The sequence below is a fragment of the Myxococcus sp. AM011 genome (assembly GCF_013372595.1).
GTDB lineage: Bacteria > Myxococcota > Myxococcia > Myxococcales > Myxococcaceae > Myxococcus > Myxococcus eversor.
The window spans coordinates 1-22,237 of the sequence record NZ_JABXEM010000055.1 but is presented as its reverse complement, the minus strand read 5'-3'; the positions used below and the strand labels follow the sequence as shown (position 1 = coordinate 22,237).

Annotated in this window: 20 protein-coding genes and 1 pseudogene; 9 read left to right on the top strand and 12 right to left on the bottom strand. The window is 69.6% G+C overall.

Features of this window, described 5'->3' with window-relative positions; genetic code table 11:
* Positions 1-10 precede the first annotated feature (10 nt).
* Positions 11-1,717 carry a fatty acyl-AMP ligase gene (locus HUW62_RS14215; protein ID WP_163864354.1) on the top strand — a complete coding sequence of 569 codons (1,707 nt, stop codon included), beginning with the start codon at positions 11-13 and terminating at the stop codon, positions 1,715-1,717.
* Between the two features lie 61 nt (positions 1,718-1,778).
* Positions 1,779-2,876 carry an NAD(P)/FAD-dependent oxidoreductase gene (locus tag HUW62_RS14210; protein WP_163864031.1) on the top strand — a complete coding sequence of 366 codons (1,098 nt, stop codon included), beginning with the start codon at positions 1,779-1,781 and terminating at the stop codon, positions 2,874-2,876.
* 6 nt (positions 2,877-2,882) lie between these two features.
* Here the strand turns inward: HUW62_RS14210 and HUW62_RS14205 are convergent, their stop codons facing one another.
* On the bottom strand, positions 2,883-3,524 hold the full coding sequence (locus tag HUW62_RS14205; RefSeq protein WP_176434755.1) for a TetR/AcrR family transcriptional regulator: 642 nt from the start codon (positions 3,522-3,524) through the stop codon (positions 2,883-2,885).
* Between the two features lie 92 nt (positions 3,525-3,616).
* Here HUW62_RS14205 and HUW62_RS14200 point away from each other — a divergent pair, with 92 nt between their 5' ends.
* Complete coding sequence (locus tag HUW62_RS14200; RefSeq protein ID WP_176434754.1) at positions 3,617-4,660, top strand: SDR family oxidoreductase; 1,044 nt, start codon at positions 3,617-3,619, stop codon at positions 4,658-4,660.
* A gap of 94 nt (positions 4,661-4,754) precedes the next feature.
* Complete coding sequence (locus HUW62_RS14195) at positions 4,755-5,864, top strand: MBL fold metallo-hydrolase (RefSeq protein WP_163864028.1); 1,110 nt, start codon at positions 4,755-4,757, stop codon at positions 5,862-5,864.
* A 5-nt stretch (positions 5,865-5,869) separates the two neighbouring features.
* On the opposite strand, the gene HUW62_RS14190 is transcribed toward HUW62_RS14195, so the two are convergent.
* Together HUW62_RS14190 and HUW62_RS14185 are read right to left on the bottom strand one after the other, a co-directional pair.
* Positions 5,870-7,225, bottom strand: a complete 1,356-nt coding sequence (locus tag HUW62_RS14190) for a hypothetical protein (protein ID WP_176434753.1) — start codon at positions 7,223-7,225, stop codon at positions 5,870-5,872.
* A 101-nt stretch (positions 7,226-7,326) separates the two neighbouring features.
* On the bottom strand, positions 7,327-8,259 hold the full coding sequence (locus HUW62_RS14185) for a LysR family transcriptional regulator (RefSeq protein WP_163864026.1): 933 nt from the start codon (positions 8,257-8,259) through the stop codon (positions 7,327-7,329).
* A gap of 133 nt (positions 8,260-8,392) precedes the next feature.
* Between HUW62_RS14185 and HUW62_RS14180 the strand changes: the two genes are divergently transcribed.
* The 3 genes from HUW62_RS14180 (at position 8,393) to HUW62_RS14170 (ending at position 11,848) form a co-directional block, all read left to right on the top strand.
* Positions 8,393-10,081, top strand: coding sequence for an alkaline phosphatase family protein (locus HUW62_RS14180; RefSeq protein WP_176434752.1), 1,689 nt, complete (start codon positions 8,393-8,395; stop codon positions 10,079-10,081).
* Between the two features lie 279 nt (positions 10,082-10,360).
* Complete coding sequence (locus HUW62_RS14175) at positions 10,361-10,924, top strand: regulatory protein RecX (protein WP_176434751.1); 564 nt, start codon at positions 10,361-10,363, stop codon at positions 10,922-10,924.
* Between the two features lie 147 nt (positions 10,925-11,071).
* Positions 11,072-11,848, top strand: a complete 777-nt coding sequence (locus HUW62_RS14170; protein ID WP_163864023.1) for an alpha/beta fold hydrolase — start codon at positions 11,072-11,074, stop codon at positions 11,846-11,848.
* A 9-nt stretch (positions 11,849-11,857) separates the two neighbouring features.
* Here the strand turns inward: HUW62_RS14170 and HUW62_RS14165 are convergent, their stop codons facing one another.
* Positions 11,858-12,769, bottom strand: coding sequence for a LysR family transcriptional regulator (locus tag HUW62_RS14165; protein WP_163864022.1), 912 nt, complete (start codon positions 12,767-12,769; stop codon positions 11,858-11,860).
* Positions 12,770-12,859: 90 nt separating this feature from the next.
* Here HUW62_RS14165 and HUW62_RS14160 point away from each other — a divergent pair, with 90 nt between their 5' ends.
* Complete coding sequence (locus tag HUW62_RS14160; RefSeq protein WP_163864021.1) at positions 12,860-13,975, top strand: aldo/keto reductase; 1,116 nt, start codon at positions 12,860-12,862, stop codon at positions 13,973-13,975.
* 26 nt (positions 13,976-14,001) lie between these two features.
* Here HUW62_RS14160 and HUW62_RS14155 read toward each other — a convergent pair whose 3' ends face one another.
* The 7 genes from HUW62_RS14155 to HUW62_RS14125 all read right to left on the bottom strand — a co-directional run bounded on the left by HUW62_RS14155 (position 14,002) and on the right by HUW62_RS14125 (position 20,411).
* Complete coding sequence (locus tag HUW62_RS14155; protein ID WP_163864020.1) at positions 14,002-14,589, bottom strand: Uma2 family endonuclease; 588 nt, start codon at positions 14,587-14,589, stop codon at positions 14,002-14,004.
* A gap of 50 nt (positions 14,590-14,639) precedes the next feature.
* Complete coding sequence (locus tag HUW62_RS14150) at positions 14,640-15,230, bottom strand: Uma2 family endonuclease (RefSeq protein WP_163864019.1); 591 nt, start codon at positions 15,228-15,230, stop codon at positions 14,640-14,642.
* Positions 15,231-15,294: 64 nt separating this feature from the next.
* Entirely contained in the window at positions 15,295-16,032 is a 738-nt protein-coding gene (locus HUW62_RS14145) for an SDR family oxidoreductase (protein WP_163864018.1), read from the bottom strand.
* Between the two features lie 24 nt (positions 16,033-16,056).
* Positions 16,057-17,448 (bottom strand): FAD-binding oxidoreductase, encoded by a 1,392-nt coding sequence (locus tag HUW62_RS14140; protein WP_163864017.1) that lies wholly within the window; start codon positions 17,446-17,448, stop codon positions 16,057-16,059.
* Between the two features lie 13 nt (positions 17,449-17,461).
* Complete coding sequence (locus HUW62_RS14135; protein WP_163864016.1) at positions 17,462-18,907, bottom strand: UbiA family prenyltransferase; 1,446 nt, start codon at positions 18,905-18,907, stop codon at positions 17,462-17,464.
* Between the two features lie 83 nt (positions 18,908-18,990).
* Positions 18,991-20,034 (bottom strand): class I SAM-dependent methyltransferase, encoded by a 1,044-nt coding sequence (locus HUW62_RS14130; RefSeq protein WP_176434750.1) that lies wholly within the window; start codon positions 20,032-20,034, stop codon positions 18,991-18,993.
* A gap of 11 nt (positions 20,035-20,045) precedes the next feature.
* Entirely contained in the window at positions 20,046-20,411 is a 366-nt protein-coding gene (locus HUW62_RS14125) for an MXAN_6627.5 family MYXO-CTERM protein (RefSeq protein ID WP_163864014.1), read from the bottom strand.
* 114 nt (positions 20,412-20,525) lie between these two features.
* Between HUW62_RS14125 and HUW62_RS14120 the strand changes: the two genes are divergently transcribed.
* A complete protein-coding gene (locus tag HUW62_RS14120; protein WP_163864013.1) occupies positions 20,526-21,854 on the top strand; it encodes a response regulator in 1,329 nt (442 codons plus the stop codon).
* 55 nt (positions 21,855-21,909) lie between these two features.
* Here the strand turns inward: HUW62_RS14120 and HUW62_RS14115 are convergent.
* Positions 21,910-22,237: pseudogene (locus HUW62_RS14115) on the bottom strand (hypothetical protein); the annotation flags it as partial.

The following is a 22,237-nucleotide window of genomic DNA, read 5'->3' as shown; positions in this document are numbered from 1 at the left end:
GGTGAACGCGATGCTCGCGGCCGCCGGGGAGACGCCCTTCAAGCTGACCTTCGTCGACGCGGCCGAGCGCGAGGAGTCACTGCCCTGGGGCGACGTGTACCGCCGCGCGCGGCGCACGGCGGCGGGACTCGTGCGGCTGGGCGTGCGCGAGGGCGAGCGGGTGGCGTTGCTCCTGCCCACCTCGCCGGGCTTCATGGATGCCTTCTTCGGGACGCTGCTCGCGGGCGCGGTGCCGGTGCCGCTGTACCCGCCCGTGCGGCTGGGGCGCCTGGAGGAGTACCACCGGGCCACCGCGCGGATGCTCCAGGTGACGGGGGCGAGCCTGGTGCTGACGGACTCGCGCGTGCGGCTGCTGTTGGGGCCCAGCGTGGAGAGGTCCCGTCCGCGCCTGGGCTGTCACACGGTGGAGGAGGCGTCGCGAGGCGACGACGAGCGCGAGGTATCGGTGGGCCCGGCGGCGCTGGGCCTCATCCAGTTCTCCTCCGGCTCCACGGTGGACCCGAAGCCGGTGGCGCTGACGCACGGGGCGCTGCTGTCGCAGGTGATGGCGCTGGAGGTGGCGATGCCGGTGTCGCCCGACACGTCGCGCGTGGGGGTGAGCTGGCTGCCGCTGTACCACGACATGGGGCTCATCGGCTGTCTGCTGTCCGCGCTGCACTATCCCGGCAGCCTGGTGCTGATTCCGCCCGAGGTCTTCCTGGTCAAGCCCGCGCTGTGGCTGCGCGCGCTGTCGCGGCACCGGGGCTTCATCTCTCCCGCGCCCAACTTCGCCTATGGCCTGTGCCTGAAGCGGGTGAAGGACGCGGAGATGGAGGGCGTGGACCTGTCCTCGTGGAAGCACGCGCTCAACGGCGCGGAGCCGGTGTCGGCGGAGACGCTGCAACGCTTCGCGGAGCGCTTCGAGCGCTGGGGCTTCTCTGCGCGAGCGCTGCGGCCGGTGTACGGGCTGTCGGAGGCGTCGCTCGCGGTGACCTTCCCGCCGGGGGGCAGGGGGCCGCGCTCGCTGGGCGTGGACCCGACGGTGCTGGCGTGCGAGGGGCGGGTGGAGGAGGGCTCGCGGATGCTGGTGAGCGTGGGCTCGCCGGTGGCGGGCTTCGAGGTGGAGGTGCGCGACGCGCAGGGCAGCGTGCTTCCGGACAACCGCGTGGGTGCTGTCTTCACGCGAGGCCCCTCGTTGATGGAGAGCTACTTCGGTGACGCGCTCGCCACGCGGCGCGCGCTGACGTTGGATGGCTGGCTGGACACGGGAGACCAGGGCTTCATCGCGGACGGTGAGCTGTACCTGACGGGCCGCGCGAAGGACGTGGTCATCATCCGGGGCGCCAACCACGCGCCGCAGTCCTTCGAGGAGCCGCTCCAGGCGGTGGAGGGCGTGCGCACGGGCTGCGCGGTGGCGCTGGGCTTCACGCCCGAGGGCGGCCAGGACGAGGCGCTGCTCATCCTCGCGGAGCGCGGCGGCGCGGAGGAGGCGTCGGACGTGGAGGAGCGCATCCGCGCGGCGGTGGTGGAGGCGACGGGTGTGAGGCCTCACACGGTGAAGCTGCTGGAGCCGGGGACGCTGCCCCGGACGTCGAGCGGCAAGTTGCGCCGGGGCGAGGCGCTGCGTCGCTACCTGTCCGGAGAGCTGACGCCGCCGAAGAAGGTGGGCATGGTGGGCATGGCGGTGGAGATGGCGCGCAGCGCGCTGGCGATGGCCCGGGCGGAGCACGAGTCATGAGACGGTGCATGGTGGAGATGGCGCGCGGCGCGCTGGCCATGGTCCAGGCGGAGCACGAGACGTGAGACGGTATGACGTGGCCGTGGTGGGCGGAGGGCCCGCGGGACTGGCGGTGGCCATCCACACCACGGTGCGCGGGCTGAACACCGTCGTCCTGGAGCGCGCGACGCTGCCCGCGGACAAGGCCTGCGGCGAGGGGCTGATGCCCTCCGGGCTCGCGGCGCTGGAGCGCCTGGGCGCCCTGGCGTACCTGGACCGCGCGGAGAGCTCGCCCTTCGTGGGCATCCGCTACGTGCAGGAGGACGGCAGCACGGCGGAGGGCCTGCTGCCGAGGCCGGGCGGGCTGGGCGTGCGGCGGGTGGCGCTCGCGTCGGCGCTGGTGGCGCGGGCCCGGGACGTGGGCGTGGAGCTGCGCGAGCGCACGCAGGTGCTGTCGCATCGGCGTGGGCATGACGGGGTGACGCTGGAGACGGCGGAGGGGCCCGTGGAGGCGCGGATGCTGGTGGCCGCGGACGGGCTGGGCTCGCCGCTGCGGCGCGCGGAGGGCCTGGAGGTGGACGCGGACGGGCCTCGGCGCTTCGGGCTGCGCAGGCACTTCCAACTGGCCCCGTGGACGCCCTATGTCGAGGTGCACTTCGCCGACGGTGTGGAGGCGTACGTGACGCCCGCCGGTGCGCGACGCGTGGGCCTGGCCTTCCTGTGGGAGGACGGCGGAGTCGAAGGGCGCGTCGGCTTCGACACGCTGCTCGCGCGCTTCCCCCGGCTCCAGGAGCGGCTGCTCGTCGCGACGCCGGACTCACAGGTGCGCGGCGCGGGGCCGCTGGCGCGAGTGGCGCGGGTGCGCGTGGCGGACCGCTTCGCGCTGGTGGGTGACGCCGCGGGCTACGTGGACGCGTTGACGGGAGAGGGACTGTCGCTGGCCTTCGCGTGCGCGGAGTCGCTGGGGACGCTGTTGCCGGACGCGTTGACGAAGGGCGCGACGAGTCAGGTGCTGCGCCCCTACGAGCGGCGCTTCCAGCAGGTGTTCCGCAAGTACGCGTGGGCCACGCGCGCGCTGCTCATGCTGGCGCGAAGGCCCGGGCTGCGGCGCCCCATCGTCCGACTGCTGGGCCGCAGCCCCTGGATGTTCGAGAAAATCCTCCACGCCGTCGTGGCGTGACGGGCGCTACTTCGCCATCACCCACCCGACGAACAGCTCCGTGGAGCGCTCCAGCAGCGGCTCGATGGAGTCGCTCCGCGACTTCTTGCGCAGCGGCCCCTCATTCCACAGCGCCGCCAGGCCGTGCACCCAGGCCCAGATGGTGAAGGCCAGCGTGTCCATGTCCACCTTGTCGCCCGTGGCCTCCTTCGCCTCCTGGGCCAGCACCTGGAGCCGCCCGTAGGCGCGCATGCCCTCCGTGTGCAGGCTGGCGTACTTCTCCTCGTCGCTCCACTCGCGCCGGAACATGACGCGGTAGTGCGCGGGGTGCTCCACGGCGAAGCGCACGTAGCACCGGGCAAGCGCCCGCAACTGGCTGTCGGTGCGAGGTGCCCGGACGCTCGACAGCGCTTCGTCCATCCGCTGGTTGAGCGCCCGGTAGCCCTCTTCCGCCACCGCCGCCAGGAGCGCATCCTTGTCCCGGAAGTGGTGGTAGGGCGCCGCCGCCGTGACTCCGGCCCGCCGGGCGACTTCGCGCAGTGACACCGCGCCCACGTCCTCCGTCGCGATGAGCTTGAGCGTCGCGTCCACCAGGGCCTGGCGCAGGTCCCCATGGTGGTAGGCCCGCCGTCGCGGCGCGGCCGGCTTCTTCACGCCCCGGGTCGTCATCGCCCCTGCTCCCTTGCCAGGCTGTCGTTCATCTTGACACCGTTAAGACCGCTTCTTATCTGAGCGGTGTTCATATCGATTGGAGGCGCGGGATGCGCGCATTCGTGACGGGAAGCACGGGCCTGTTGGGGACCAATGTGGTGCGGGCGCTGGTGGCCGGGGGGCACACGGTGCGGGCGCTGGCCCGCTCGCCGTCGAAGGCGCGAAAGGTGCTGGGGGGCCTGACGGGAGTGGAGGTGGTGGAAGGGGACATGCAGGACGTGAAGGGCTTCGCGGCCGCGCTGGAAGGGTGTGACGTGGTCATCCACACGGCGGCCTACTTCCGTGAATACTACGCGGCCGGCGACCACTGGCCGAAGCTGTATGCCATCAACGTGAAGGCCACGGTGGAGCTGGCCGAGGCGGCGCACCTGCGCGGGGTGAAGCGCTTCGTGGACATCAGCTCGTCGGGGACGGTGGGGACGAAGCCGGACGGCTCGGCCGGAGACGAGCAGACGCCGCCCGCGCCCGTGGCCTCCGCCAACCTGTACTTCAAGAGCAAGGTGGAGTCGGAGCGGGAGCTGAATGCCTTCGGCGCGCGCTCGGGCATGGAGGTGGTCTACGTCCTGCCGGGGTGGATGTTCGGGCCCTGGGACTCGGGCCCCACGGGCGCGGGCCAGTTCGTCCTGGATTTCCTCGCGGGGAAGATGCCGGCGCTGCTCGACGGAGGCGGGTCGCTGGTGGACGCGCGCGACGTGGCCCAGGCCACGGTGGTGGCGGCGGAGAAGGGCCGTGCGGGCGAGCGGTACCTGGTGGGTGGCGAGTTCGTGGACCTGGCCACCCTCTCCCAGACCCTGGAGCGGGTGACGGGGGTGAAGGGGCCGCGCCGGACGCTGCCGCATGCGCTGGCGGTGGCCCTGGGGGCGGCGGGACAGACGTGGGCCCGGCTGACGGGAGGAGAGACGTCGCTGACGGTGGAGGGCGTGCGCACCATGCACGCGAAGCTGCGCGTGGACTCGACGAAGGCGCGGCGGGAGCTGGGGGCGTCGTTCCGTCCGTTGGAGGAGACGCTGCGGGACACGGTGGCGTGGCTGCGCGAGCACAAGCTCGGAGCGGCGCCCGTCGCCACGAAGCCCCAGGTCGCCACGTCCCCCTGAAGAGTCCTGCGCGTCGCCCCCCCTGTCGTTACGATGGGTCCCCAGCGCGCCCTGCCGGAGGGTGCGTGTGTCGCCTCGATGGAGCGTCGTTGCCATGCCTCTGGACCGCCAGTCCCCCACCTCGACGGTTCTGTTCCTGTTGCTGTGCGCGCCGCTCCTTGGTGGCTGCCTCTTCGCGGGCCCGAGTCACCAGGGGCCGCCGCTCGCGCACTTCGATGGCGAGAAGTTCCACAACATCGGGGACGCGCCGGAGCTGAAGGCGACGGCGCTGGTGGAGGCGGCGCTGAAGGAGCCTCGCGGGGCGTGGCGGGAGTACGAGGAGCTGACGCCGGGCAGGCCCCCTCCGGAGCGGGTGGGGCCGGGCAGGCTGAAGGTGACGCTCATCAACCACGCCACCGTGCTCCTCCAGGCGGACGGGGTGAATGTGCTGACGGACCCCATCTATTCGGACCGGCCCAGCCCGGTGCCCTTCGTGGGGCCCAGGCGCGTGCATCCGCCGGGCATCCGCTTCGAGGACCTGCCGCCCATCCACGTGGTGGTGGTGAGCCACAACCACTATGACCACATGGACCTGCCCACGCTGCGCCGGCTGGAGGAGGCGCACCATCCGCGCTTCATCGTCGGCCTGGGCAACAAGGCGCTGCTCGAGGGCGAGGGCTTCCGGAACGTGGAGGAGCTGGACTGGTGGCAGTCCACGGACGTGACGCCGGAGGTGAAGGTGACGGCGGTGCCCGCGCAGCATCGCTCCAACCGGGGGCTCACGGACGTGTCGGAGACGCTGTGGGCGGGCTACGTCTTCTCCACCACGGGAGGGCCGGTGCTCTTCGCGGGAGACACGGGCTTCGGTCCGCACTTCTCGATGGTGGCCGCGCGCTTCGGGCCCATGCGGCTGTCGGTGCTGCCGATTGGCGCGTTCCGTCCGCGCATCATCCACACGGTGCACATGGGGCCGCGCGAGGCCCTGGATGCGCACAAGGTGCTCAACTCCTCCACGTCCGTGGCCATGCACCACAACACCTTCCCCATGGCCTTCGACGGGCAGGACGAGGCGAAGTTCCTGCTCCTGCGGCTGCTGTCGCGGGAGGAGGTGCGCCCGCGCTTCTGGGCGCTCGGCTTCGGCGAGGGACGCTACGTGGAGCCGCTGCCCGCGACGGCCGCTGCCCTGGCGGGGCTCTGCCACCAGGACACGGCGGTCGTCGACTAGTCACGTCAGCGGTTGAACGGCGCCTCCTGGACCCAGTGGAAGCCCCGGTTGAGGAGCTGGAGCTTCGACGTGTCCACCTTGCGCGCGCGGACGTCGACGGGGGCGCCCTCGAAGGTGCCCTGGATGACCAGGTGCTCGGCGTCTGGCTGTTCCAGGGTGAGGGTCGTCTTCTTCGCGTCCGCAGCGGGGCTGTCGGCGAGCACGAGCGTCCGGTCCGCCACGCTCACTGTCACCTGGAAGCGCTGCGTGGAGTCGTCCATCTTCCGGAGCGTCAGCCGGCTGCGGCGGCCGATGGCGAAGCTGCGCCATCGTGTCGTATCGCCCATGCGCGGAGGGACCTCCGTACCCGCTCTCGTGAAGGATTCGACTTCGTAGAGTCCGTAGAGCGGAGGAATGGGTGAGCCATCGCCCCACTTCGCGTATCCCTCCATCGTCCGACTGGCGTGGGAGTGGAGCATCCAGCCGATGAAGAGGAGCTTCACGCCAAGCAGGGCCCAGGTGGTGCGAGTGGAGAAGGTGAAGGGCGTGGCGAGCGTGACGGGCTGCGTGGCGCGGTTGAGCACGAGGACGTCGGCGAGGCGTCGCAAGTCAGGCAGCAGCAGGAGGACGGCGTACAGCAGGAGTTGCGTGGAGTAGATCTTGACGGGGACGTCGTAGAAGAAGTTGAGCGCCACCACATTGGACATGACGCCAATGACGACCAGCGAGCCGAGCGTCGTGGTGCGCCGGGAGAAGAGCAGCAGCGCGCCCAGTACCTCCGCGCCTCCGGTGAAGAGGTTGTAGCCCGGGGAGTAGCCCATGAAGGTCCACAGGAGGCCCATGGGGGAGAGCTCGCCCACGGGTTGAGTCAAGCGCTCCACGGAAGGGAAGGGGAACTGTGACTTGAAGACCTTGGCGAGGCCATAGGACAGCATGGTCGTGGCCAGGAGGTAGCGGACGTAGACGCGCAGGAAATCGCGGGCCTTCACGTACCGCGTCCGATGCCGGTCGATGAATGACCACGCGGACGCGACGATGAGGGCGAGCGCAAGGAAGAGGCCCGTCTGCGCGTAGTCGAAGGCCTTGTCCCCACTGCCGGACGTGGCGGTGGACAGCTCCTGCCCGCCGACCACGTGCCTGTAGACCCAGGGCACGACGAGCTCCCAGGCGTCCGAGATGGCCGTGGACAGGGTCGTGCCGATGAAGGGCAGTGCGTCCAGTGGGAAGGCGAAGCCCTGGATGATGACGTAGGCGAAGACGAAGCGGAACGCGACGCGCGTCGCCAGACTCCAGGGTGCGGGTTCCGGGGCGGGGGTGACGGGGGCCACGGGCACTGGAGCGACGGGCCCTGGTTCGGAGGCAAGAGGGGTGGCGGTGGTCATGGCGGGCTCTGGCGCTCAATCGTAGTCAGTGAGCAGCGGGTGCCTCAAACCCCACGGGTCCGGTGACGGTGTCCCAGCGGGTGCCGTGGGACAGGGCCGCCTTATCGCGCGGTGCGGCGGGGGGCCTTCCGTCGCGGCTTGGAGGAGTGTCCACGCTGCTCGCCCTGGGTGCGCAGGGCCTCGATGATTCGGCGGGCCAGGGGGTTCTCCGGAGCGCTCGCCCTCTGCACGGCGTAGATGAGATTGACCACGGGCTGGCGGCTCGGTGCGGGGGGGATGACGACGGTGCCTTGACGCGCGGCCTGCGCGACACAGTGGTCGGGGAGGATGGACCAGCCGTGCCCGGCGGCCACCGTGCCCAGCACCTCCTCCAGCTCCTCGAAGTGGTACGTGCCCCGGACGGAGCGCGGCTGTCGTCCGTAGTGGCCCTCGAACCACTTGCCGAAGACGTACTCGCACTCGTCATACGTGATGAAGGCGAGGTCCTCGAAGTCCGCGAGCTGGGGGAACGCGCGTCCTCGCGCCTGGGGCGGGCCGACGAGCACGAGCTCCTCTCTCCACACGGGGGCCGTGAGCAGTCTGCTGGAGACATGGGGCAGGTAGACGAAGCCCACGTCGCAGGCGCCATCCTCCAGGGAGGCGAAGACCTGATCCGCGGTGGGGAAGCGGAGCGAGTAGGGCGACGCGGCCAGCTCGCTCGCGAGGAGGGGATAGAGCACATGGCGGCCGAAGCCGCTCACGGAGGCGATGCGCAGCGGCGCGGGTCGGGTGTCGCCTTCCTTGAAAGAGCGCGCGAGCTGGCCGAACTCGTCGAAGAAGCGCTCGCAGAGCGCGTGAAGCTTCGAGCCCGCGTCGGTCAATGTGAGTCGTCGCGTCGTGCGGTCGAAGAGCACGGTGCCGAGCTGCTGCTCCAGTTGACGAATCTGGTAGCTCACCGCCGGCTGCGTTCTGTGCAACACCGTGGCCGCGCGACTGAAGCCCCGCTCGCGGCTCACCGTCAGGAAGGTCTCCAGGTAGCGAGGGTCCAGGTCCATCGAATGATTCTATAGGCTTCATCCAGTCTATCCATTGGATTGATGGAGAGGCGCGCTCGCAGGATGCCCTCCACATCGCGGGATGCGCGGTGTCGGAGGTGGAGTCATGACGGGTTCGTGGAGTCGGACATTCGTGTCGGTCGGCTGGCTGTGGATGGTGTTGGGCGCGGGGACGGGAGTGGCGCGGGAGGTGGAGTCGTCCTCGGGCAAGCCAGGCCCGCGCGCGGTGGTTCCGGCCCGGGGGCCCACGAGGGCCGTGGTGTCATCGGTGGAGGAGGTGCGTCCGTCGCTGGTGGTGTTCCTGGTGTTCGATGGGCTGCGCTACGACGACCTGGAGCGCTGGCGTCACCGGATGGGGCCGGGAGGTTTCCGCAGGCTGCTGGAGGGCGGCACCGTCTTCGACTCCGCGCGCTATCCCTACGCGACGACGAAGACGTGTCCGGGGCATGCCACGCTGGCGACCGGGGCGCTGCCCGGCGTGCATGGCATCATCTCCAACGAGTGGTACGAGCGAGAGTCCGGCGCGGAGGTGAGCTGCGTGCGCGACTCCGCGAGCCCTCCGCTGGATGACCCGAAGGGCAAGGGCGTGTCACCCCGGCGCCTCCGAGTATCGACGTTGGGGGACCGGTTGCTCGCGACGAATGGGGCTTCTTCGCGCGTGCTGTCCGTCTCGTTGAAGGACCGCGCCGCCATCATGTTGGGAGGCCACCGGGGACAGGCATACTGGTGGGGCACGAAGGGCTTCACGACGAGCCGTCACCACGCGGAGCACCTGCCGTCCTGGGTCTCCACCTGGAATGACGTCCAGGTCTCCCAGAAGGGTGGCGCGTGGGCGCGAGGCGCGGAGGTGGCGACGTACGCCGCCCTGGGTCCGGATGACGATGCCCGTGAGCGTCCACCCGAGGGACTGGGACGCACGTTCCCCCATCCGCTCACCACCGAGGATGTCTTCCTCTACACGCCGCTGGGCGCGGAGAGGTTGTTCGAGTTCGCCCTCTCGGGCGTGAGGGCCGAAGCGCTGGGCACGCGCCCCGGTGCCAGGGACTTGCTGGCCATCGGCGTGTCGAGCGTGGACGTGGTGAGCCACGGCTTTGGTCCGGAGAGCCACGAGGCGGTGGACATGTTGCTGCGGCTGGACAGGGCGCTGGCGGTGTTCCTGGAGTCGTTGGAGCGAGAGGTGGGGTTGTCGAAGGTGTTGGTGGCCGTGAGCGCGGACCATGGGATGGCGCCCGCGCCGGCTCGGGCCGAGCAACGCATGTCGGGGACGCTCGTGACGCGCTCGGTGGATGCGGCGCTGGACCAGGCGTTCGGCGCGGACGATTGGGTGGAGGCCTTCAGCGCGCCGCACCTGTATCTGCGGCAGGCGCGGTTGAAGGCGCGGAAGGTGCGGCTGGAAGAGGCGGTCGAGGTGGCGCGCAAGGCGGTCCGCGTGCTGCCGGGCATCGCCGATGTCGTCTCCGCCTCGGACGTGAGCGCGGGCCGTGAGCAGGGCTTCGCGCGGAGGGTTCGCGGCGAATACGTGGCGGAGCGGTCCGGAGAGCTGGTCATCATCGCGGACCCGCATGTGCTGTTGGCTCCGGACGACGAGCATGCGAGCACCCACGGAACGCCATACGAGTACGACATCCACGTGCCGCTCATCCTCTTCGGCCAGGGACTCTCCGCCGTGCGCCAGGGGCGACCCGTCACACCGCTGGACCTGGCGCCCACGCTGGCCACGTGGCTGGGCGTGACGTTGCCGGAGGCCTCGGGAAGCCCACTGTGCGAGGCCCTGGCGCCCGGAACGCCCGTGCCCGCGAGCTGCGCCGCTCCGCCTCTCTGAACGGCCCTGGTGCCCAGCACTCCCTCTCACCCGCGAATTGCGCCGCTCCACCTCTCTGCGAGGCCCTGGCGCCCGGCACTCCCGCGCCCGCTGGCTGTGTCGCTTCATCTCTCTGTGCGGCTCTGGCGTTCGGGACGCCCGTGCCCACGAGCTGTGTCATTCCAACTCGTTGAGTCGCGAGGAGGCGGGTGTGCCGCTCGGCCGCCCGCTCGGGTGTTGAGGACTTGTGGGCTCTTGTTTCGCGTCCGGGTCAGACGCCCCTGGTAGATAGGGGGCCACGTGGACGACGACCGGACCGGACAGGACAGCAGGCCTCCCAGGAAGCAGAAGCGACCCCGGAAGGTGTCCGCCCGCTATCTGGAGAACGTGGCGCTCCACTACCTCAAGCGCTACGCCTCCACGGTGAGCCAGTTGAAGCGCGTGCTGGTGCGCCGGGTGGACCGCTCGGTGAAGGAGCACGGCGGAGACCGCACCGAGGCGCTCGGGTGGATTGACGCGCTCGCGCAGAAGCTCGTCCGCAACAACCTCATCAACGACGACACCTATGCGGGGATGAAGGCACAGTCGCTGCGCGCCTCCGGCCGCAGCACGCGGATGATTGCCCAGAAGCTGCGGATGAAGGGCGTGGACGCGGACCTGGTGCAGCGCAAGGTGGCGCTGGCCACCGCGGAGGTCTCCGACGAAGACGCCGCGCGCATCTGGGCCCGGAAGAAGCGACTGGGTCCCTTCCGCAAAGATTTGGCGAAGCGAGAGGAGAATCGCAAACGCGACCTCGCGGCGCTGGCTCGCGCCGGCTTCTCGTTCGGCGTCGCCAAGAAGATCATCGACGGAGCACTCGACTAGCGCTGCGACGTCCGGCCTAGCGTGAACTCCCATGCCGTGGTGCCGCGAAGCAGTTTTGCGGAAAAGAACGCAGCTATCAAGTTGTACGGGTCTCCCGTACTTCCCCTCGCGACCGGAACCCCTTCGGTCCCTCACGGGAGGCAGGAGATGAACGCGACGAGAGACCCGCGCACGGCCACGCTCGATGGCCCATTGCTGCATCACACGCTGCTGGGCGACGGACCTCCGCTCGTCCTCCTCCACGGCTTCACGGGAACGGGCGCGGACTGGGCCCACGTGTTCGATTTGGATGCGCTCGCTCGCCAGTACCGGCTTGTCATCCCGGACTTGCGAGGCCACGGCCGGAGCGGCAATCCGTCGGAGGACTTCACCACGCGCCAGTGCGCGGCGGACGTGCTCGCGCTGTTGGACTCGCTGGGCATCGAGCGCTTCCGCGCCATCGGCATGAGCCTGGGAGGCAACACGCTGCTGCACATCGCGACGCGAGCGCCGGGCCGCGTGGAGCGGATGGTGCTCGTCTCCAGCACGCCGTACTACCCCGCGCAGGCCCGCCGCATCATGGCCACCTTCACGGAGGAATCGCGCACCGAGGCGGAGTGGGCGGACATGCGCTCCAAGCACGTCCACGGAGACGCGCAGATTCGCGAGCTCTGGCGACACGGCCGAGGCTTCGCGAACAGCTTCGACGACATGACCTTTACGCCGCCGCTGCTGGGCACGGTGCGTGCGCCGACGCTGCTCGTCCAGGGAGACCAGGACCCGCTCTATCCGCTGGAGCTGTCGGTGGAGTTGTACCGCGCCATTCCCGCGTCCCGACTGTGGGTCGTCCCCGGCGGTGGCCATGGCCCCATCTATGGGGAGCAGCGCGAGGCCTTCGCGCGCACGGCGTTGGCGTTCCTCGCGGAGCCGCCGCTGCCAGCGTGAGGCGTCGGCTCAAGCGGGGCCGTGGGTAGGGAGCAGCTTGCGCGCCAGGGCGATGAACGCGCGCAGCGGTGGTGAGGCGCGGGCGCGGTGGGGGTAGTACAGGAAGATGCCTGGGACGGAGGGCGCCCAGTCCTCCAGCACCGGCACGAGGGTCCCCGCACGCAGGGCAGGGGCGACCTGCAGCTCCGCCAGATAGGTCAGCCCCACGCCCGCCACCGCCATGCGGAACATGACCTCGGCGTGGTCCGTGGCCAGTTGGCCCTTCACCTGGACGCGCAGCTCCTTGCGTCCTCGCTCCAGCTCCCAGTGATAGGGCAGGCCCGTCGTGGGTGCGCGGTAGGTGATGCAGTCATGCTTCGCCAGGTCCTCGGGGCGCAGCGGAGTGCCGTGGCGCTTCAGGTAGGCCGGGGAGGCGAGGACCATGAAGCGGAAGGCGGGCGTGAGGCGCACCTGCACCATGTCCTTCTCCACGGCCTCCACCAGCCGCAGTCCCGCGTCGAGCCCTTCCTCGACGATGTCCACGAGCCTGTCCGACACGCGCACCTCCGCGTGGACGTGGGGATTCTCCCGGAGGAAGCGAGGCAGCACCGGCTCGATGACGCTGGCCAGGGCGATGCCGGGCACCGTGAGGCGCAGGGTGCCGGTGAGCTGGGTGGCGTCGGCGGACAGGTGTTCGAGCGCGTTGAGGGCCGACTCCAGTCCGGGCGCGGCGCGCTCCAGCAATCGCTGGCCGGCGTCGGTGAGCGACACGTTCCGCGTGGTCCGGAAGAACAGCGCTTGTTGGACGCGCTCCTCCAGCAGCCGCACGGACTGACTCACCGCGGAGGTGGAGACACCCAGCTCCTTCGCGGCCCGCGTGAAGCTCTTGTGCCGGGCGACGGAGACGAACACGGCCAGCTCGTTGAGTGGGGTCAGTGCCATTATGAAGCCATCCTAAACAGTGCTTTCGAATCGTGCCGCTTCTCCGAAAAGCCCTCGGGCGGCAATTTGAGGTCATTCACGGAGGCACGCATGACGACGACGAACCGCATCGGCTCGCTTTCCCGCTACCACCTGCTGGGGCGCTCGGGGTTGAGGGTGAGCCCGCTGGCCCTGGGGACCATGACGTTCGGCACGGAGTGGGGCTGGGGCAGCCCCAAGGACACGGCGCACCGCCTGCTGGCCCGCTACCTGGAGGCGGGGGGCAACTTCCTCGACACGGCGGACGGCTACACCAACGGCACGAGCGAGGAGATCATCGGGGACTACTTCGCGAAGCAGGGTGGGCGTGACGGCGCCGTCATCGCGACCAAGTTCACGGTGAACACGTCGCCTGGAGACCCGAACGCGGGAGGCAACGGCCGCAAGAACATCCACCGCGCGGTGGAGGGTTCGCTTCGCCGGCTGAAGACGGACTACCTGGACCTGTACTGGATGCACGCGTGGGACGGCATCACTCCGATGGAGGAGGTGATGAGCACGCTGACGGACCTCGTGAGGGCGGGGAAGATTCGCTACATCGGCCTGTCGGACGTGCCGGCCTGGTACTTCGCGCGGGCGCAGACGCTGGCGGAGCGTGAGGGCTGGGAGCGCATCGTCGCGTTGCAGCTGGAGTACTCGCTGGTGGAGCGCAACATCGAGCGGGAGCACATCCCGGCCGTGCTGGAGCTGGGGGCGAGCATCACCCCGTGGAGCCCGCTGGCGTCGGGGTTGTTGTCGGGCAAGTACGCGCGAGAGGGGCTGGTCGCGAAGGGCGAGGGCCGACTGCCGGCCGTCCAGGGACGTGGCAATCCTGGGATGGAGAAGCTCTTCACGGAGAAGAACTGGCGCATCGTGGACACGCTGATGGAGGTGGCGCGGGAGTTGGACAAGCCGCCCGCGCAGGTGGCGCTGGCGTGGGTGACCCGGAGGCCGGGGGTGGCGTCCACCATCATCGGGGCGACGAAGCTGGAGCAGCTCGAGGCGAACCTGCGTGCCCTGGACGTGGAGATTCCGGAGGCGCAGTCGGCGAAGCTGGCCGCCGCCGGTCGCCCGGAGCTGGTGCACCCGTACATCTTCTTCGAGAACGCGTTCTTCACCAGCGGCATGTTCACTGGCGGGACGTCCGTGCGCGCCGAGCCGACGTGGTTCCGTCCGGCGGTGCGCTGAGTGTCATGCCCGCGCTGGAGGTTGGCTCAGTCGGTGCGTTGAAGAACGCGCCAGAGCCAGCCCCAGCGCAGCTCCAGGTCCTCGAAGGGTGGGACTCGGATGAGTACGTTGTCCTCGTTGTAGATGCCCAGCTCGGCCCATTGCCCGTCACGCAGCTCGCTCACGGTGAGCGTGCGTGAGTCCAGGTCGATGAACCAAAGGTGCTTGATTCCGAGGCGTGCGTAGAACGGGCGCTTGATGCGCAGGTCATACGCACGTGTCGACGGCGACAGGATTTCGCAGACCCAGTCGGGTTCCGTGGTCCACTGCCGTTCGGGGAGTGTGGCGACGCGTTCTCGTCGCCAGCCAGCGAGGTCCGGGATGAACTCGGGGGAGCCCGAGGCCTGTACGCCGGGCTCGACCATGAGCCACCAGCCGCCGGGCCCGGAGTTTCCGAGCTGGAACGGACCATCCAGCTCACCAAAGAGTCTCAGCCCGAAATAGACATGTCCGCCACCAGGGCGGGCATGCGTGTACAGCGCTCCATCGATGATCTCGCCCACGACGCCCTCGGGCAGAGCCTCGATGTCGGCGAGGGTCGCGACACCCCCTGTCTCGCGCTTGCCGTAGGCCATGCCCCGAGTGTGGAGATAGCAGCGCGGTCTGACAAGCCGCGTGGAGGCGGCTACTCGGTGTCGGGTGTCTCCAAAAGCGGCCACAGCCTACCGAGCTTCAACTCGATGTCGTCGAACGGAGGCACGCGGACGACGTCCGCATCACCGTAGTTCCCCACTTCCGTCCAGAGTCCATCGCGCAGCTCGCTCACTGTGAGCGTGCGCGTGTCCAGGTCGATGAACCACAGATGCTGGACTCCCAGCCTCGCGTAGAACGGGCGCTTGATGCGTGTGTCGTAGCCACGCGTCGACGGTGACAGGATTTCGCAGGCCCAATCCGGAGGCAGGGACCACCAGCCCGCCGGAAACAGCGCCACCCGCTCCTTGCGCCATCCCGCGAGGTCCGGAACGAACTCAGGCGAGCACTCCAGCCGAACCCCTGGCTTCATCTGAATCCACCAGTCGCCTGGTCCACCGATGCCCTGCTGGAACGGACCACGGAGCACTACGTTCAAGGCTCCAATAAGGTCCATGTGCCCAGCACGCGGCTGGGCATGCACATACAACGTTCCTTCGATGACCTCGCCCACGACGCCCTCGGGCAGGGCCTCGATGTCGGCGAGGGTCGCGACACCCTCTGTTTCGCGTTTGCCGTAGGCCATGCCCCGAGTGTGGAGATAGCAGGGCCGTCCGACAAGCCGCGCCGCTGACGGCGTTCGTTTACAGCTAGAGCTTCAACTTCTTGAACACGGATTCCGGGATGCTCTTGATGATGAGCATGATGATGGCCCAGATGCCGGGAACGTAGACCTCGTTCTTGCGCGAATCGGCGGCGCTGAGCAGTCCGCGCGCCACCTTCTCCGGCGAGGCGAACAGCTTGTTCTTCGGCAGGTGCGCCGTCATCGGTGTGTCCACGAAACCCGGCTTCACCGTCACCACCGCCACGTTGGACTTCGCCAGGCGGTTGCGCAGGCCCTGGAGGAACACGGTCAGCGCGCCCTTCGACGTGCCGTACACGTAGTTGCTCTGCCGGCCCCGGTCTCCCGCCACCGACGAAATCACCACCAGCGTGCCGGCCTTCTGCGCCTCGAACCGGTTGGCCAGCACCGTCAGCAATGACGCCGCGCTCAGGAAGTTGGTGCGCAGCACCGCCTCCGTCGCCGTCCACGAGCGCTGCGCCTCCGCCTGGTCTCCCAACACTCCGTGCGCGAGCACCACTCCGTCCAACCCGCCCAGCGCCTGGAACGCCCCGTCCACCAGCGCCTCGTGCACGGCGAAGTCGTTCAGGTCCACCGCCTTCGACTCCACCTTCGCGGCGCCTCGCGTGGCGGCATCCTTCGCCACCGCGTCCAGGTTCTCCGCGTTGCGGCCCACGAGGTACAGCGAGGCACCGCGCGCGGCGAGCAGCCGCACCGTCGCCTGGGCAATGGCGCTGGTGGCGCCGAGAACGAGCACTTTCTTCATGGGGTCGGCAATCTCGGAGAGAGGTCAGCGAAGCGCAAGCAAGGACTTGGGATGCGGCGCTCCGGAAGCGCGCTCCGATTCCAGAGAGAAGGGCATGGTCACCGGATTCATCCGCCGCCAGAACGACGACGAGAACGCCGGGTCGATGTACCCCGCGAACTCCGAGCGGCGCGGGAAGTACGCCGCGAAGCTCTCCGGACTCATCCGCGCGTCCTTCGCCGGGTACACCGCGCCGCCTGCCTCGCGCGTCACCCGGTCCAACTCCTCCACCAACCGGTACGTCTTCTCCCCCCGGTTGGCGAAGTCCATGGCCAGCGTCACGCCCTGACGAGGAAAGGACATCCATCCCGGCGAGGGGATGTCACCGAAGGTCTTCAGCACCGACAGGAAGCTGGGCAGCCCGCCGCGAGCGCTGCGCTCCAGGATGTCCTTCAGCGCGTCGCGCGCGGTGGAGTAGGGCACCACGCACTGGAACTGGAGGAAGCCCCGGCTGCCGTAGATGCGGTTCCACGCGTAGATGGCATCCAGCGGATAGAAGAACGGGTCGTAGTGCGTCAGCCGCTGCTTCGGCTTGCCGTTCTGCCGATGGAAGTAGAGCCAGTTGAACGCCGACACCGACAGCCGGTTGAGACAGAACGCCGGCATGTCCATCGGCACCGCGAGGCCGATGCCGTGCGACAGATGGCTCTTCGCCAAGGGAAGCCCGTCGAACTGCGGCGGCGCGAAGTTGCCCCGGTACAACAGCCCCCGTCCCACCTTCTTGCCGCGCGCCAGGCAGTCCACCCACGCCATGGTGAACTCGTGGTCGGCCTCGGACTCGCGCGCCACGACGAGAAACTCGTCCAGGTTGCCGAAGGGCACCGTCTCCTGGAGCACGTACGGGTTGCTGATGGGCTTGAGTTGCACCTCCGCCCAGGTGACGAGCCCGGTGAGCCCCAGGCCGCCAATCGTCGCGCCGTACCAGTCCGGGTTCTCGTCTGGCGCGCACAGGCGGCGGCTGCCATCCGAGCGCACCAGCTCGAAGCGGCGCACGTAGCGGCCGAACGTCCCGCCCCGGTGGTGGTTCTTCCCGTGCACGTCGTTGGCGATGGCGCCGCCCACCGTCACGTACTTGGTGCCCGGAGTCACCGGCAGGAACCAGCCGCGCGGCGCCGCCAGTCGCAACAGCGTGTCCAGCGTGACGCCCGCCTCGCAGCGCACCACGCCCGTGGCCGCGTCGAAGGCGATGAGCTTGTCCAACCCCGAGGTGAGCAGCAGCGTCCCGCCCCCGTTGAGGCAGGAGTCGCCATAGCTGCGCCCCAGCCCGTGCGGCAGCACCGAGCCGGAGATTCGCGGCAGCGCGTCCGAGCGCCACGTCAGCGACTGCGTGCGCTGCTCGACTTGGGGGTAGCGCCCCCAGGACTCCAGTGACTTCATCGCGGAAGCCCTCTCACGTGGCCGCCCACAGCACCAGGGCGGAGACGAGCCCCACCGCGTAGCTCACCTTGTCCTTGAGCGCGAAGACGAGCGGGTCCTCGTTCACCTGCCCGCGATGCGCCAGCACCCAGATGCGGCCCACCCAGTAGAGCATCACCGGGCACAACAGCCACAGCCGCTCCGGGTGGTCGTAATAGACAGTCACTTCCTTCGACGTGATGTACAGCGCCAGCACCAGCACGGACACCTGGCCCGCCGCCGCTCCCAGGCTGGCGAGCTGCTCGTAGTCCTGCGCCAGATAGCCGCGCCCGTGCGCGGTCGTCTCGTTGGACAGCCGCAGCCGGCGCACCTCGCTCAGCCGCTTCACCAGCGCGAGCGACAGGAAGAGGAACATGCTGAACATGAGCAGCCAGCTCGACGTGGGCACGCCCACCGCCAGCGAGCCGCCGAAGATGCGCACCGTGTACAGGCCCGCCAGCACCAGCACGTCCAGCATCACCACCTGCTTGAGCCGCAGCGAATACGCCAGCGTCATCGCGTAGTACGTCGCCAGCAGCGCGGAGAAGGCGGGCGGCAACAGCAGACACACCGCCGCTCCCGCGAGCAGCAGCACCGGCGCCAGCGCCACGCCCACGCTCACCGGCAGCGCGCAGGCCGCGAAGGGACGCTTCTTCTTCGTCGGGTGCCGCCGGTCCGCGTCCAAATCCAACAAGTCGTTGAGCACGTACACGCTGGAGGCGCACAGGCTGAACGCCACGAAGGCCAGCATCGCCTGGGCGAGCAGGTCCGGCGACGCGGCCTTGTGCGCGGCGAGCACCGGCACGAAGACGAGCGCGTTCTTCGCCCACTGGTGCACGCGCAGCGCCTTCACCCAGACGCGCGGGCCGACCGCGGGCTTCTCGAAGACGCGGTGCACGTGGCGCCCCAGCGCTCGCGCCTTCTCCAGCACGCCCGCGGGCGCGTGGACCACCACGATGTGCCGCGACTCGCGCCACAGCGGCAGGTCCACCGCGTCGTTGCCCGCGTAGTCGAACGTGCCCAGCGCCGCCTTCAGCTTCGCCAGCTTGCGCGCGCCGGACAGATTCACCGTGCCGTCGCTGGCGTGGACCTCCGTGAAGAGGCCCAGGTGCGCGGCGACGGCCTGCGCGATTCGCTGGTCCGCCGCCGTGGCCAGCACCAGCTTGCGGCCTCGCGCCTTCTCCTCGTGGAGGAACGCGAGCAGCTCCTCGTTGTACGGCAACTGGGTGGCATCCAGCCCCGCCCGCTTTGCCACTTCCGCCTTGAAGTACGCCTTGCCCTTGAGCACCCACAGGGGCATCAGCAGGAGCAGCCAGGGCGCGCGCTTGAAGAGCACGAGCAGGTTCTCGTGCAGCGTGTCGGTGCGCACCAGCGTCCCGTCGAGGTCGACGGCGAGCGCCACGTCTGGCGGGTCTGCGGAGAGGGGTGTCTCTGGAAGCATGGGAAGCGGAGGCGAAGGCTACCCTGTCGGACGGCTTCCGGGCGCGGGAAGGGCGCACGGCCCTCCGCCCGCCAGGGCACCGCTCAGTCGAGTCGGGCGATCAGCAGCGTCTGGAGGGGGAGGTTTCGGATGGGTCGGCTGCTCTCGATGCGGTAGCCCGCGTCGTCGAGGAAGCCCTCCACCTCCGCGGGCGTGTAGGCGTCCGCGCCCGAGGTGACGAAGTAGTGCAGGCCGATGAGGGGCGCGGAGCTGGTCGGGTCCTGGATGTCCTCGCGCAGGTACTCCAGCACGGCCAGCGTCCCCTTGGGCGCCAGCGAGGCGCGGATGCGGCGCAGGAGCGCCACGTTCTGCGCGGGCGTCAGGTGGTGCATCACCTGGAACAACAGCACCCCGTCATGGAGGCCGCCCAGCTCCGCGGTGAGGATGTCCCCGGCCTGGTGCGTGACGAGGTGGCTCAGCCCCGCGGAGGCGATGATGTCCCGCCCCACGCGCACGCTGCCTTCCAAATCCAGCACCGTGGCCTTGAGGCCCTTGTTGCGCAGGCACAGCTCCGCGGCGAACCAGCCATGGGCGCCGCCCAGATCCAACAGCTGTTTGGCGCCTCGGGGCAGGGGGATGGCACCCGCGACTTCCGGCGCCGCCAGCCGGGCGAGCTGGTGCATGGCGTGGATGTAGTCGCGCCAGCGCGGGTCCTCGGGGGCGAAGTAGTGGATGTCCACCGCCTCGCCCGAGCGCACCACGCCCTCCAGCCCCGTCCACCAATCCCACTGCGCGTAGTTGAACTCCAGGAACGCGCCCACGTACTTGGGCGAGCGCGGGTCCAGCCACCGCTTCGAGCGCGGCGCCAGGCGGTAGCGGCCGTCGCGCTGACGCTCCACCGCCTCGCACGCTATCAGCGCCTCCAGGAGCGAGCGCGTCCCCTCCGGAGACAGCTTCAACCGCGCCGCCAGGGCCTCCGAGGTGGCCGCGCCGTCCGCCAGCGCGGCGTAGATGCCCAGCCGCACGCCCGCCATCAGCGTGCGCGAGGCCATCATCCCGAAGAAGGCGTGGGCCAGGGGTTGGGGGGCCAGGTTGAACCAGTCCGCCACTCGCTCCAGCAGGTTGTCCGCCTTGAGCCCCAGCCGCATGTGCTCGCCCCCTAACGCTTCTTCCGGGGGAGGGCCAGACCGGCCAGTCCCACCATCACCAGCGCGGCCTCCGCGCCCATCAGACAGCCCACCTGCTCCGCCTTGCGCACCCCCGTGTAGCGGCAGGTGCCGTTCTCGCAAGTGAAGCGCGGCGAGCAGTCTCCGGTGCTGCGGCAGACGGTGTTCACCCGCCCCGTTCCGTCCTCTCCCTCAGGGTTGTCCCGGTCGGGCCCGCCCTCTCCCGAGGAGGCGTCCGGGAGGGGGATGATGATGCCTCCATCGCTGGACGACTGAGCGAGTGCGACGGCGGGAAGCAAGAGCGGGAGGCAGGCCAGCAGGAACAGGCCCTGGGCGCGAACGAGGTGACGAAAGGACATGACGGGGTCGTCACCCTAACCGCCCGGCCGCACAGATGCATCCACCGTGGAAACCGGAAGTCGGGGGTAGATTGTCCCACCCCTCCGCCTTCATCTGGTAGCGTACGACCCGCGATGGCCGCCCCCAGAATCCTCGTCGTCGATGACAACCCGGAGCTTCTCTCCCTCCTCACGCAGCTCTTCGAGGATGCGGGCTACGAGGTCGTCGGCGCCAGCCGCGGCAGGCAGGCGATTGAAGTGGCTCGCGCCAATCCTCCGGGCGCGGCCGTCTTGGACATCCTGCTGCCGGACATGATGGGCTACCACCTGGCGGACGCGCTGCGGAAGGACAACGCCCAGCTCCCGCTGCTCTTCATCACCGGCGTCTTCAAGGGCGGCAAGCACGCGCTGGAGGCCCGCCAGAAGTACCAGTCCGCCGGCTACTTCGAGAAGCCCTTCGAGGCGCAGAAGCTGCTCGAGGCCGTCACCAAGGTCCTCGCTCCGGAGAAGAAGGCCCCGCCCGCTGGCTCCCTCCAGGACGCCTTCGAGGTGGAGCTGGACATCGACGTGGAGGAGGAGGGCCCGCAGGACGTGATGGAGTTGACGGGCCGCATCAAGGTGACGGGCGGCGGCAACATCACCGCGGAGATTCGCGGCGCCAACCTCACCGCCAGCCCCATGCAGAAGGTGCCGGCCACCCAGGTGCGTCCGCCCACGCCGGGCCGGCCGCCGGACCCTCCGCCCGCGGGCTCGGGCGCGCCGGGCAGCCGCCGGGGGGAGCTGAAGGACAACCTGCCCTCGTTGCTCACCGCCTACTACCTGTCGCGCGAGACGGGCGAGCTGGGCATCCAGCGCGGCAAGGTGAAGAAGGTCGTCTATTTCGAGAAGGGCATGCCGGTGTTCGCCCTCTCCAACCTGCTGGCGGACCGCTTCGGACAGTTCCTGGTCCGCGTGGGAAAAATCAAACCCGAGCAGCTCCAGGACGCCTCCGCCGTGGCGGGCGCGACGAACCGGCGCACCGGTGACGTGCTGGTGGAGCGCGGCCTGCTCAAGGACACCGAGCGGCTGTACTACGTGGGCCAGCAGGTGAAGGCCGTCATCTACTCGCTCTTCGCGTGGGAAGACGGCACGTACGTGATGAGCTTCCGGGAGAAGGCCAGCGCGGAGTCCATCAAGCTGGACGTGCACCCGGGCAACCTCATCGTCCGCGGCATCAAGAAGCTCTACAAGCCGGAGCGCCTGCGCCGCCTGCTGCAGCCGGAGGACCGGCTCATCCCCGCGGTGGCCCCGGCGTACCAGCTCAACGAAGTGGAGCTGGAGCGGTGGGAGGCGGAGCTGTTGCCCAAGATTGATGGCAACCGCACCGTCGCGGAGCTCCTGGCGTTCGCCAATCGCCCCGAGCACGTCGTCTACGGCTTCCTGGTGGCGATGATGTCGCTGGGCATCCTGGACAAGCGCTCGTAGCGCGGTCGGGTCGCCGGGCGGGCGCCGTCACGTGGCGCCCGGTGTCTGTGTGGGTTCAGCCGCCCGTCAGGCGGGAGCCAATCCAGAACAGGCCGAGCGCACCGGAGCCCAGGGCGACGCCGCGCTGTACCCACATGGTGATGCGGTCGTTGAGGCGGGTGATGCCCTCGGCGAAGAGCAGACCCACGGTGCCCATGCCGATGAGGATGCCCAGCGCGAAGCCGGGCAGGTACGTCCACGCGGCCAGGCTCATGCTGCCGCCGACGAGCAGCGGGGGCAGGGCGAGCAGCAACGAGCGCACGCCGCTGACGGCCATCAGCGCGCCGGCGGCGGTGCTGACGGTGTGCACGTGCTCGTGCGGCTCCTTGGAGTGGTGGGGGAGG